A 13249-nucleotide genomic window follows, 5' to 3' on the forward strand; every position below is an offset into this window, starting at 1 on the left:
AGATCCAATCGCGAGCAAGCTCGCTCCCACAGGGCTTTGTGTCGAACACAACATTGATGTTCTGGCACAGAACCTGTGGGAGCGAGCTTGCTCGCGATGAAGGCGCTGCGGTCTAGAGCCTTACGCTGGCAAACGTCGACTCATTACGCGCCTGGCTCAGCGCCGACAACGGCCCGGACAACGGCGACAGCACCAGCGCTTGCGGCAGCGGCATCATCGCCACCTGCTGGGTAGTGTTGGACCCTACGCGCTCGTCTCGCGGTGGAATGCCGAAGTATTCGCGGTAGCACTTGGAGAAGTGCGGCGTGGACACGAAACCGCACACCGACGCCACTTCGATGATCGACATCGGCGTTTGCTTGAGCAATTGCCGCGCGCGGATCAGACGCAGCTTCAGGTAATAGCGCGACGGTGAGCAGTGCAGGTACTTCTGGAATAGCCGCTCCAGCTGACGTCGCGAAACGGCGACGTACACCGCCAGTTCGTCGAGGTCGATCGGCTCTTCGAGGTTGGCCTCCATCAGCGCCACGATTTCCTGCAATTTCGGCTGGTTGGTGCCGAGCATGTGCTTGAGTGGCACACGCTGGTGATCCTGCTCGTTGCGGATGCGCTCGTAGACGAACATTTCCGAAATGGCGGCCGACAGTTCACGCCCGTGATCGCGGCTGATCAAGTGCAGCATCATGTCCAGCGGCGCGGTGCCGCCCGAGCTGGTGAAACGGTTACGGTCGAGGGTGAACAAGCGGGTGCTCATCGCTACACGGGGGAAAGCTTCCTGCATCGCCGCCAGGCATTCCCAGTGCACRCTGCAATCRAAWCCRTCSAGCARGCCGGCRCMGGCCAGSGCCCAGCTRCCGGTGCACACCGCGCCSARGCGKYKGGACTGRCGKGCCTGRCTYTGCAGCCACGACACGTGTKCGCGGGTAACCGTGCGCTGGATGCCGATGCCACCGCAAACAATCACGGTGTCCATTGGCGGGGCTTTGTGCATGGAGGCGTCGGGGGTGATCTGCAGGCCGTCACTGGCCCAGACCTGACCGCCATCGACAGTGAGGGTGGTCCAGCGATACAGCTCGCGRCCGGAYAAYTGRTTSGCCATGCGCAGGGGTTCCACTGCGGAGGCCAGAGAAATCAGCGTGAAATTGTCCAGCAGCAGAAAGCCGATGGATTGAGGCGCACGGTTCTGGGGTTGGGCCCCGGAGTTGAACGTCGTCATCGCGGTATCTCCTCACACAAAGCGGGTGATGGCCTCAGGCGGAGGCTCTTTTTATGGCCATCGTTCTCGCGTGGGAGACGGGCTTTGTAATGACAGAGCAATTGCCATGCCTATTTTTGAATGCGCGTTCAATAACTCCTGAAAACGACGTCGGAATGTGTCTATATATGTCTTGCAGAGCAGGGGGATTTAAATGGCCATCAGGACTGGCAAGCACCCCGGCCCACAAGCTGTGAGCAATTCGGTAGCACTTGTGGGAACGGCGTTGCGCCGCGATGGAAAGGAGTGTCACCGCAGGCACGGGTGACGAGCGGTCGAAGGCTGCTTGGTGCCCGATCACTGGCAAGGCGATTTATCTGTTAGCGACGCGCTAAAAGGTGGCGCGTTTTCGAGCTGATGTTCACTTAGCGCGCAGTTTTGACTGGTCTGGCGCTATCGCGAGCAAGCTCGCTCCCACAGGGATCGAGGTGAACACAATTTTTGTGACCGACGCAAAACCTGTGGGAGCGAGCTTGCTCGCGATGAAGGCGACTCGGTCTCAGCACTCCACCGCACTAACCGCCAACCCACCCCGCGATGTCTCTTTATATTTGTCATGCATATCGGCACCGGTATCGCGCATGGTGCGGATCACCCGGTCCAGCGAGATAAAGTGCTGGCCATCGCCCCGTAATGCCATTTGCGCCGCATTGATCGCCTTCACTGCGGCAATCGCGTTGCGCTCGATGCATGGCACCTGGACCAGTCCACCCACCGGGTCGCAGGTCAGGCCGAGGTTGTGCTCCAGACCGATCTCCGCCGCGTTGCACAGTTGCTCTGGTGTGGCGCCAAGAATTTCCGCCAGCCCGGCCGCCGCCATGGCGCAGGCCGAACCGACTTCGCCCTGGCAGCCAACTTCGGCACCGGAGATCGAGGCGTTCTTCTTGCACAGGATTCCCACTGCCGCCGCACTGAGGAAGTAGTCAACGACATTGGCGTCGGTCACCGCTTCGCTGAACTTCATGAAGTAGTGCAGTACCGCCGGAATGATCCCCGCCGCGCCGTTGGTCGGTGCCGTGACCATGCGCCCGCCGGCAGCGTTTTCTTCGTTGACCGCCAGGGCGAACAGGTTGACCCACTCCATGGCGCTCAAGGTCGAGCCGATCACGTTGGGTTTGTTCAGCTCCTGCAGGCTGCGGTGCAGCTTGGCCGCACGACGGCGCACGTTCAGCCCGCCGGGCAGGATGCCTTCGTGCTTCAGGCCTTGCTCGACGCAATCCTGCATGGCGCGCCAGAGTTTCATCAGGCCGCTGCGGATTTCGTCCTCGCTGCGCCACACCCTCTCGTTAGCCATCATTAATTCAGCTACGCGCAGCTTGTGCTTTTTACACAGTTCCAGCAGCTCGGCGGCACTGGAAAAGTCATAAGGCAATACGGTGCGGTCAAGATCGACGACACCGCTGGAGGCCTGAGCCTCATCGACGACAAAACCGCCGCCAACCGAATAGTAGGTGTCGCGATGCAACTMGCCGTCATCACCCTCGACTATCAAGGTCATGGCGTTGGGATGGAATGGCAGGTTCTCGTCGATCAGGCGCATGTCCCGGGCCCAGATGAAGGGCACCGGCAAGCGATTGTCGAGCAGCAGCGTATCGCTCTCGCGCAGGGTGGCGATGCGGATGCCGATTTGCGACGGATCGATCGCATCCGGCCACTCGCCCATCAGGCCCATGATCACGGYATTGTCGCTGCCGTGGCCGATACCGGTGGCCGACAACGAGCCGAACAGCTCGACTTCGACGCGCCGCACCTGCTCAAGCAGCCCGCGCTCGCGCAAGCCCTGCACAAACAACGCCGCCGCCCGCATGGGACCCACGGTATGTGAACTGGAAGGGCCAATGCCGATTTTGAACAGGTCGAAAACACTGATAGCCATTACTGCAGAACTCCTGGATGGGCCCACTGCGCACGCAAAAGCGCACGGTGACGGAGCTGCTACGCTCAAGCTGCAATCCGCCGGGATGACCGCATCATCAAGCTTTTATCCAGTTGTTCGACGTCTCTAACCGACGCACTCATGCCCACCAGCGCCGCGTGTCTTTTACGCTGTGTTTTCGCCGTTTTTTTGCGGTTCAGAGGGGGAAATCGGGCTGAAAAAATCTGTAAACGACGTCACCGACACTGGATGCGACCATCCCTGTACTGGATACGACGCACCCTGTAGGCGTCAGATTTTCACTGGTACATGATCATATCGACTCGATTGCAAGGCGACGTGGTAGAGCTGTCTCCAGAACGCCATCCAACCGCAACCTATAAGTGCGGTGGTCCAGTCGGAACACTGCCAAAAAAAACACCAAGGAGTCCATCCATGAAAGGTTCCCCGTCGTTGTTGTTGGCCGCCATGCTTAGTCTGCCGGTTCTGGCGCAAGCCGCAGAACCGGCGCAGTGCAGCACCGTAAACTTCTCCGATGTCGGCTGGACCGACATCACCGCGACCACCGCGACTACCAGCGTCGTGCTCAACGCCCTCGGCTACAAGACCAAGACCACCATGATTTCCGTGCCCGTGACCTACAAGTCCCTGGCCGACGGCAAGAACATGGACGTGTTCCTGGGCAACTGGATGCCGACCATGGAAAACGACATCAAGGCCTACCGCGATGCCGGCACCGTGGAAACCCTGCGCACCAACCTCAAGGGCGCCAAGTACACCCTCGCCGTCCCTCAGGCGCTGTACGACAAGGGCCTGCATGACTTCGCCGACATCGCCAAATTCAAGAAGGAGCTCGACGGTAAGATCTACGGCATCGAGCCTGGCAACGACGGCAATCGTCTGATCCAGAGCATGATCGACAAAGATGCCTTCGGCTTGAAGGCCGCCGGTTTCAAAGTCGTCGAATCCTCCGAAGCCGGCATGCTGTCGCAGGTCGACCGCGCGCAGAAACGCGACACCGCCGTGGTGTTCCTCGGCTGGGCGCCGCACCCGATGAACAAGCGCTTCAAGATTCAATACCTGACCGGTGGTGATGACTTCTTCGGCCCGGACTTCGGTGCCGCCACCGTAGCGACCAACACCCGCAAGGGTTACGCGCAGGAGTGCGGCAACGTTGGTCAGCTGCTGAAGAACCTGGAGTTCACCGTCGACATGGAAAGTGAACTGATGGGCAACATCCTGGACGACAAGATGAAGCCTGACGCGGCCGCCAAGGCCTGGCTGAAAAAGAATCCACAGGTGCTCGATACCTGGCTCGCTGGCGTGACCACCATTGACGGTAAACCTGGCCTGGAGGCCGTGAAAGCCAAACTGCAGTAATCGCTTATGCCGGGCAGGTTCGCCTGCCCGGGCTGTTTATTTCCTTGCATGCGGACGTTCACTACCATGCTGATTGATCAGAAAATACCCCTAGGCCAGTACATCGCGAGCTTCGTTGAATGGTTGACGCAACACGGCGCCAGCACCTTCGACGCCATCGCCGTGACACTGGAAACGATGATCCACGGCGTGACGTTTGCGCTGACCTGGTTCAACCCGCTGGCACTGATCGGCCTGATCGCACTACTGGCACACTTCATTCAACGCAAATGGGGCCTGACCGCGTTTGTCATTGCCTCCTTCCTGCTGATCCTCAATCTGGGGTACTGGCAGGAAACCATGGAAACCCTCGCCCAGGTGCTGTTCGCTACCCTGGTCTGTGTGGTCATCGGTGTGCCGCTGGGCATCGTCGCCGCGCACAAGCCGATGTTCTATACTTTAATGCGTCCGGTACTCGATCTGATGCAGACCGTACCGACCTTCGTGTACCTCATTCCTACCCTCACCCTCTTCGGGCTGGGTGTGGTCCCGGGCCTGATCTCCACGGTGGTGTTCGCGATTGCCGCGCCCATCCGCCTGACTTACCTGGGTATCCGCGATGTACCGGAAGAATTGATGGACGCCGGCAAGGCCTTTGGCTGCTCGCGACGTCAGCTGCTCTCGCGAATCGAACTGCCCCACGCCATGCCAAGCATCGCGGCAGGCATCACCCAGTGCATCATGCTGTCCCTTTCGATGGTGGTGATCGCGGCACTGGTGGGCGCCGATGGCCTGGGCAAACCGGTGGTCAACGCACTGAACACTGCTGATATCGCCCTGGGCTTCGAAGCTGGCCTGGCGATCGTACTGCTGGCGATCATGCTCGACCGTATCTGCAAACAACCCGACGCCAAAGTAGGGGGTGACGCATGAGCATTATTCGCTTCGAGAACGTTGACGTTATCTTCTCCAAGGATCCACGCGAGGCGCTCAAGCTGCTGGATCAAGGCATGACCCGTAACGAGATCCTGAAAAAGACCGGGCAGATCGTGGGGGTCGAAAAGGCCAGCCTGGATATCGAAAAAGGTGAAATCTGCGTACTGATGGGCCTGTCCGGCTCCGGCAAGTCCAGCCTGCTGCGCTGCATCAACGGCCTCAACACTGTCAGCCGTGGCAAGTTGTTCGTCGAGCACGAAGGCAAGCAGATCGACATCGCTTCCTGCAGCCCCGCCGAACTGAAAATGATGCGCACCAAGCGCATTGCGATGGTGTTCCAGAAGTTCGCCCTGATGCCTTGGCTGACCGTTCGCGAAAACATCAGCTTCGGCCTGGAAATGCAGGGTCGTCCCGAGAAAGAACGACGCAAACTGGTGGACGAAAAGCTTGAGCTGGTGGGCCTGGCCCAGTGGCGCAACAAGAAACCCGATGAGCTGTCCGGTGGTATGCAGCAACGCGTGGGCCTGGCCCGTGCCCTGGCGATGGACGCCGACATTCTGCTGATGGACGAACCGTTCTCGGCACTCGACCCGCTGATCCGCCAGGGCCTGCAAGACGAACTGCTGGAACTGCAACGCAAGCTGCACAAGACCATCGTCTTCGTGAGCCACGACCTTGATGAAGCGCTGAAACTCGGCAGCCGTATCGCGATCATGAAAGACGGCCGGATCATCCAGTACAGCAAGCCGGAAGAAATCGTCCTCAACCCCGCGGACGACTACGTGCGGACCTTCGTGGCTCACACCAACCCGCTGAACGTACTGTGCGGTCGCAGCCTGATGCGTACCCTGGACAACTGCAAACGCATCAACGGTTCGGTATGCCTCGATCCGGGCGGCGATTCGTGGCTGGACCTGGCCGAAGGCAACACTATCAAGGGCGCTCGCCAGAACGGGTCTGCGCTGGACTTGCAGAACTGGGTACCGGGTCAGGCCGTTGAAGGCCTGGGTCGTCGACCAACCCTGGTGGACTCGAACATCGGCATGCGCGATGCGTTGCAGATTCGTTATCAGACCGGCAACAAGCTGGTGCTGCACGACAACAACAAGGTGGTGGGGATTCTCGGCGACAGCGAGCTGTATCACGCGCTGCTCGGCAAGAACCTGGGGTAAGGCAACAGAAACGAAAACGCCGCGAGAGATCGCGGCGTTTTTGTTTATGGGATATCGGGTAATGCAGCTTTGATGCTGATGGCCCCTTCGCGAGCAGGCTCGCTCTCACATGGACGGAGAACGACCTGTGGGAGCGAGCTTGCTCGCGATAGCGGAGGGACAGTCAACACTCATGTTGAATGTTAAGCCCTCATCGCGAGCAAGCTCGCTCCCACAGGGGTTGCGGTGCATTCACTGCACCGCAGCTCCTCACAACTTAGCTATAAACCCGGCCAAGGAGCTGCCGATGGCTTTCAAACTGATCGAGCACGTCACGGGTGATCTGATCCTGAGTGAAGCCCATCAAGTCGTAGTCCTGGCTGCCGTTGTGCAGGTACACCTCGGCACGGTAGTAACGCTGACGCGCCTCGTCGGACTGAGCCGATTCGGTCGGTGTGGCCAGGTAACCGTCCAGGCTGACTTCGTAGACGAAAGGATTGCCCTCTTCCATCTCGACTCGCACGCCCATGCAGCGCTTGGACTTGCCCAGCAGCGTCTGCACTTGCAGACCTTGAGCACGCATTTGCACCGTCGCATCTTCCAGCGCCGGGCTGACGTGCTTGTCCATGAAACGCTGAACGACCGACTGGCTCGGTTGCAGGTCCAATTGGGTCAAGCGCTCGCTGAAACCACGGCGACCGCGTGCCGCCAGCTCCGCTTGCTCCTGTTCGATCTGCACGTCCTGGCGCATGGCCTTGTGCAAGCCAAACATGAAGAACACCAGCACCACCGAGAACGGCAGGCCGGCCAGCACCACCATGGTTTGCATGGCTTCGAAGTTGCCGGCGAACAGCAGGCCGATGGTCACCAGGGTGATCACCGCCGACCAGAAGATCCGCAGCCAGTGCGGCGCGTCTTCATCGACGGTGYCTCCCTTGCAAGACAGATTGGCCATCATCACCGCGCCGGAGTCCGCCGGGGTCAGGAACAGCACGAAACCGACAAAGATCGACACGCCGATCACAACCTTCGACGCCGGGTAATGCTCAAGCAACTGGTAGATCGCCATGGACGGCTGTTCCAGCGCCGTCTTCCCGAGTTCTACCGCCCCGTGGTTCATCACCAGGTCCAGGGCCGAGTTACCGAAGATCGACAGCCACGCCAGGGTGAAGCCCAGCGGAATCAGCAGCACGCCGGCGACCAGTTCGCGCACCGTGCGACCACGGGAAATACGCGCGATGAACATGCCCACGAATGGCGCCCAGGAAATCCACCAGGCCCAGTAGAACAGGGTCCACAGGCCCAGCCAGCGGTCGGACTTCTCACTGTCGCCTTCGTAGACATAGAGGTCGAAAGTCTTCAGCACCACGCCGTTCAGGTAGTCACCGACGTTCTGCACGAAGCCGTTGAGCAGGTGCAGGGTCGGGCCAAACAACAGGACGAAAATCAGCAGGCCGCTGAACAGCACGATGTTCAGGTTGGACAGACGACGGATGCCGTTTTCCACGCCAGACACGGCAGCGATGGTTGCCACGGTGCTCATCACGATGATCACGATCAGCAGGTTGGTGTTGTTGTGCYCCATGCCGAACAGGTTTTCCAGCCCCGACGACACTTGCAGCGAACCAATCCCCAGGTTGGTCACCAGACCCAGCAGGGTCACGAACATGCCAAAGCCRTCCACCGCATGCCCGGCCGCGCCCTTGACCCAACGCYCGCCCACCAGCGGATACAACGCCGAACGCAACGCCAGCGGTTGGTTATGACGGTAAGCAAAGTAGGCAACGGCCAGACCGACCAGCGCGTAAATCGCCCAGCCGTGCAGTCCCCAGTGCAGGAACGTCAGCTGAACCGCCTGACGGGCGGCAAGGTTGCTACCGGCCACGCCTTCCGGCGGATTGAAGTAGTGGTCCAGCGGCTCCGACGCGCCGAAGTACAGCAGCGAGATGCCGATACCCGACGAGAACAGCATCCCCGCCCAGGCACCGTAGCTGAAGTCCGGGGTGTCGTCCTTGCTGCCGAGCTTGAGTTTGCCGTAGGACGAAAACGCCAGGCCSACGACAAAAATCAGGTAGGCGRCAATCACCACCATGTAGTACCAGCCGAAGCTGCGGGACAACCAGGCTTGCGCCGTACCCAGCATTCTGCCGGCCTCTTGCGGGGCGATGATCAGAATGGCGGTCAACAACAGAATCAACGCGGTAGAGGTGTAGAACACCCAACCGTTGACCGTCACCTTCTCGGGTGGGGTCTTTATTAGCGAGGCAGAACTCATGGCACAGATGCTCCGGGCAGTGCGAGAGAAGAACGCAAGGCAAACGAGTTACCCGACCAATCGGTTAGTGGGCAGCCGACCGGCGGGTGATATAAAGACAGCCCGAAAAAAGCCCGAAACCCCTGGAGCGCCGCAGCGCGTAGGTTTCGAGCAGTTTCGGAAGTCGTTTTTTCCGCCGCTACATGTAGGAAAAATCTGTAGGCAGCGACGATTTGTCGCAGATCTTATTCTTTGTTGATTGAACGTTCAATCAAAACAAAATAGACTGGCCCTCAACCCGGTAGCCGTTTGACGTCTGCCGGAAGGCCTAAGGAGATGTGCAAGATGCCCAAGGTCGGTATGCAACCCATCCGCCGCCAGCAATTGATCGAAGCCACTTTGCAGGCCGTCGATCAGGTCGGAATGGGGGACGCCAGCATTGCGCTGATCGCCCGTTTGGCCGGTGTCTCGAACGGCATCATCAGTCACTACTTTCAGGACAAGAACGGCCTGATTGCCGCCACCATGGGGTACCTGATGACGGTCCTGAGCGAGAACGTCACCCTGCGTCGTCAGGCGCTGACAGATGACAGCCCCCGGGCGCATCTGCAGGTGATCATCGAAGGCAACTTCGACGCCAGCCAGGTCAATGGCCCGGCAATGAAAACCTGGCTGGCCTTCTGGGCCACCAGCATGCACCAGCCGTCTTTGCACAGGTTGCAGCGGATCAACGATCACCGTCTGTATTCCAACCTGTGCTGCCAGTTCCGCCGCGTGCTGCCGCTCAATGATGCGCGCAGTGCCGCCCGAGGCCTGGCAGCGTTGATCGACGGATTGTGGTTGCGCGGCGCGCTGTCGGGAGATGCTTTCGACACCGAGCAGGCGCAACGGATCGCTTACGAATACATGGATACCCAACTGGCCAAGCGGGTGAGTTAGAGCACACATAAACGCTCAACCACCGGACCGTGCCAACCACTTAATGCTCTTGCGAGGACTTTATGGCCCGTTTCGAACTGCAAAAACTCTACATCGATGGCGCTTACAGTGACGCCAGCAGCGACGCCACTTTCGAAGCCATCAACCCGGCTAACGGCGAAGTCCTCGCAAAAGTACAACGTGCGACCAAGGAAGACGTCGAGCGCGCTGTGGTCAGCGCCGAAAAGGGCCAGAAAATCTGGGCCGCGATGACCGCCATGGAGCGTTCGCGCATCCTGCGTCGCGCCGTGGAAATCCTGCGCGAGCGCAACGATGAGCTGGCCGCCCTGGAAACCCTGGACACCGGCAAGGCCTACTCCGAAACCCGCTACGTCGACATCGTCACCGGCGCTGACGTGCTGGAGTACTACGCAGGCCTGGTGCCGGCCATCGAAGGCGAGCAGATTCCGCTGCGCACCACTTCGTTCGTCTACACCCGTCGCGAGCCGCTGGGCATCGTTGCCGGTATCGGCGCGTGGAACTACCCGATCCAGATCGCCCTGTGGAAATCCGCACCCGCCCTGGCCGCCGGTAACGCGATGATCTTCAAACCAAGTGAAGTCACCTCGCTGACCACCCTGAAACTGGCCGAGATCTACACCGAGGCTGGCGTGCCAAACGGCGTGTTCAACGTCCTGACCGGCAGCGGCCGCGAAGTCGGCACCTGGCTGACCGAGCACCCGCGCATCGAGAAAGTCTCGTTCACCGGCGGCACCGACACCGGCAAGAAAGTCATGGCCAGCGCTTCGGCTTCGTCGCTCAAGGACGTGACCATGGAACTGGGCGGCAAGTCGCCGCTGATCATTTGCGACGACGCCGACCTCGATCGCGCCGCCGACACCGCGATGATGGCCAACTTCTACAGCTCCGGCCAGGTCTGCACCAACGGCACTCGCGTGTTCGTACCGGCCCATCTGAAAGCCGCTTTCGAAGCCAAGATCGTTGAGCGCGTTGCGCGCATCCGCGTCGGCAACCCGCAAGACGAGAACACCAACTTCGGCCCGCTGGTCAGCTTCGCCCACATGGAAAGCGTGCTGGGCTACATCGCCAAGGGCAAGGAAGAAGGCGCCCGCGTCCTGTGCGGCGGTGAGCGTCTGACCGACGGCGAATTCGCCAAAGGCGCGTTCGTGGCCCCGACCGTGTTCACCGACTGCACCGACGACATGACCATCGTCCGTGAAGAAATCTTTGGCCCGGTGATGGCGATCCTCACCTACGAAACCGAAGAAGAAGTGATCCGTCGCGCCAACGACACCGACTTCGGCCTGGCCGCCGGTATCGTCACCAAGGACCTGAACCGCGCCCACCGCGTGATCCATCAGCTGGAAGCCGGTATCTGCTGGATCAACGCCTGGGGCGAGTCCGACGCGAAGATGCCGGTCGGCGGCTACAAGCAGTCGGGTGTCGGCCGTGAGAACGGCATCAGCTCGCTGAACAACTTCACCCGCATCAAATCGGTACAGGTCGAGCTGGGCGATTACGTCTCGGTGTTCTAAGGCGCCTTTTCGCGTCGCCTGCGAGGCCGTCATCGCGAGCAAGCTCGCTCCCACATTGGAATGCGTACTCCTGTGGGAGCGAGCTTGCTCGCGATTCGAGTGCGCAGCACTCGCCAGGCCTGACCTGAACCAACTTCAAAGAGGGTGCATTCAATGTCCCAAGAATTCGACTACATCATCATCGGTGCCGGCTCGGCCGGTAACACCCTGGCGACCCGTCTGACCGAAGACGCAGGCGTCACCGTCCTGCTGCTCGAAGCGGGCGGCCCGGATTACCGTCTGGATTTCCGCACGCAAATGCCGGCCGCTTTGGCGTTCCCGCTACAAGGCCGTCGCTACAACTGGGCCTACGAAACCGATCCTGAGCCACACATGGACGGCCGTCGCATGGAATGCGGTCGCGGCAAGGGCCTGGGCGGTTCTTCGCTGATCAACGGCATGTGCTACATCCGCGGCAACGCCATGGACTACGACGGCTGGGCAAAACTGCCAGGCCTGGAAGACTGGTCGTACCTCGATTGCCTGCCGTATTTCCGCAAGGCCGAAACCCGCGACATCGGCCCGAACGACTACCACGGTGGCGACGGCCCGGTCAGCGTGACCACGCCGAAAGCCGGCAACAACCCGCTGTTCCACGCCATGGTTGAAGCGGGCGTGCAGGCCGGTTACCCGCGTACCGAAGACCTCAACGGCTACCAGCAGGAAGGCTTCGGCCCGATGGACCGCACCGTGACGCCCAAGGGTCGTCGTGCCTCCACCGCCCGTGGTTACCTGGACGTCGCCAAGAAGCGTTCGACCCTGACCATCGTCACTCATGCCCTGACCGACAAGATCCTGTTCGAAGGCAAGCGTGCGGTCGGCGTGCGTTACCTGGTCGGTGCGGCCGAAGAGCGTGTTGAAGTCAAAGCCCGCAAGGAAGTGCTGCTGTGCTCCGGCGCCATCGCTTCGCCGCAGATCCTGCAACGCTCCGGCGTCGGCCCGGCCGAACTGCTGAACAAGCTCGACATTCCGGTGGTCCACGACCTGCCGGGCGTTGGTGAAAACCTGCAGGATCACCTTGAGCTGTACCTGCAATACGCTTGCACCCAACCGGTCTCGTTGTACCCGTCGCTGCTCTTGCACAACCAGCCGGCCATCGGTGCCGAATGGCTGTTCAACGGCACCGGCATCGGCGCCAGCAACCAGTTCGAAGCCGGCGGTTTCATTCGCACCCGTCCGGAATTCGAATGGCCGAACATCCAGTACCACTTCCTGCCGGTAGCGATTAACTACAACGGCAGTAACGGTGTGAAAGAACACGGCTTCCAGGCGCACATGGGCTCCATGCGTTCGCCAAGCCGTGGTCGCATCCAGGCCAAGTCCAAGGACCCGCGCCAGCACCCGAGCATCCTGTTCAACTACATGGCCACCGAGCAGGACTGGCAGGAATTCCGCGACGGCATCCGCCTGACCCGTGAAATCATGCAACAGCCAGCGCTGGATGCCTTCCGCGGTCGTGAGATCAGCCCGGGCATCGAGGTGCAAACCGACGAGCAACTGGACAAGTTCATCCGCGAACACGCCGAAACCGCGTTCCACCCGTCCTGCTCGTGCAAGATGGGCACCGACGAGATGGCCGTGGTCGATGGCGAAGGTCGCGTGCATGGCATGCAGGGTCTGCGTGTGGTCGATGCCTCGATCATGCCGATCATCACCACCGGCAATCTCAACGCACCAACGATCATGATGGCCGAGAAAATCGCCGACAAGATCCGTGGCCGCAAGCCGTTGCCGCGCAGCTCCGCCACTTACTATGTGGCGGGTGAAGCGCCGGTGAAGGGCAAGCCGATGCGGGAATTGAGCCAGATCGCTTAAGGCACTGCACCGCGTCACGGCCAATCGCGAGCAGGCTCGCTCCTACAGGTTTCAGGTTGGATTGCAGATTTGTGATCCACCCTCAACCAC

The 13249-nt window shown here is 60.4% G+C and carries 9 protein-coding genes; 6 read left to right on the forward strand and 3 right to left on the reverse strand.

Annotation, left to right across the window (positions count from 1 at the left end):
- Positions 1–112: 112 nt before the first annotated feature.
- Both gbdR and ACXRVY_RS00355 read right to left on the reverse strand, forming a co-directional pair.
- Positions 113–1216, reverse strand: a complete 1104-nt coding sequence (gene gbdR / locus ACXRVY_RS00350; protein WP_458236946.1) for a choline metabolism transcriptional regulator GbdR — start codon at positions 1214–1216, stop codon at positions 113–115.
- A gap of 538 nt (positions 1217–1754) precedes the next feature.
- Positions 1755–3131, reverse strand: a complete 1377-nt coding sequence (locus ACXRVY_RS00355; protein WP_458236947.1) for an L-serine ammonia-lyase — start codon at positions 3129–3131, stop codon at positions 1755–1757.
- A 435-nt stretch (positions 3132–3566) separates the two neighbouring features.
- On the opposite strand from ACXRVY_RS00355, the gene ACXRVY_RS00360 reads away from it, so the two are divergent.
- The 3 genes from ACXRVY_RS00360 to choV all read left to right on the forward strand — a co-directional run bounded on the left by ACXRVY_RS00360 (position 3567) and on the right by choV (position 6598).
- Positions 3567–4511, forward strand: coding sequence for a choline ABC transporter substrate-binding protein (locus tag ACXRVY_RS00360; protein WP_046039346.1), 945 nt, complete (start codon positions 3567–3569; stop codon positions 4509–4511).
- Between the two features lie 66 nt (positions 4512–4577).
- The gene (gene choW, locus ACXRVY_RS00365) at positions 4578–5423 is read left to right on the forward strand and encodes a choline ABC transporter permease subunit (RefSeq protein ID WP_223456786.1); all 846 of its coding nucleotides are present in this window, start codon (positions 4578–4580) and stop codon (positions 5421–5423) included.
- Positions 5420–6598: a choline ABC transporter ATP-binding protein gene (gene choV / locus ACXRVY_RS00370; protein WP_223456784.1), complete on the forward strand. Its 1179-nt coding sequence runs from the start codon at positions 5420–5422 to the stop codon at positions 6596–6598. The genes choW and choV overlap by 4 nt, the downstream gene beginning before the upstream one ends.
- A gap of 256 nt (positions 6599–6854) precedes the next feature.
- On the opposite strand, the gene ACXRVY_RS00375 is transcribed toward choV, so the two are convergent.
- Positions 6855–8795 (reverse strand): BCCT family transporter, encoded by a 1941-nt coding sequence (locus ACXRVY_RS00375; RefSeq protein WP_458236952.1) that lies wholly within the window; start codon positions 8793–8795, stop codon positions 6855–6857.
- A 381-nt stretch (positions 8796–9176) separates the two neighbouring features.
- Between ACXRVY_RS00375 and betI the strand changes: the two genes are divergently transcribed.
- The 3 genes from betI (at position 9177) to betA (ending at position 13159) form a co-directional block, all read left to right on the forward strand.
- Positions 9177–9770 carry a transcriptional regulator BetI gene (gene betI / locus ACXRVY_RS00380; protein WP_223456782.1) on the forward strand — a complete coding sequence of 198 codons (594 nt, stop codon included), beginning with the start codon at positions 9177–9179 and terminating at the stop codon, positions 9768–9770.
- A 62-nt stretch (positions 9771–9832) separates the two neighbouring features.
- Positions 9833–11305, forward strand: coding sequence for a betaine-aldehyde dehydrogenase (gene betB / locus ACXRVY_RS00385; RefSeq protein ID WP_223456780.1), 1473 nt, complete (start codon positions 9833–9835; stop codon positions 11303–11305).
- Between the two features lie 153 nt (positions 11306–11458).
- Positions 11459–13159 carry a choline dehydrogenase gene (betA, locus tag ACXRVY_RS00390; RefSeq protein ID WP_223456779.1) on the forward strand — a complete coding sequence of 567 codons (1701 nt, stop codon included), beginning with the start codon at positions 11459–11461 and terminating at the stop codon, positions 13157–13159.
- Positions 13160–13249 lie beyond the last annotated feature (90 nt).

The sequence above is a fragment of the Pseudomonas sp. P5_A2_2 genome (assembly GCF_054177685.1).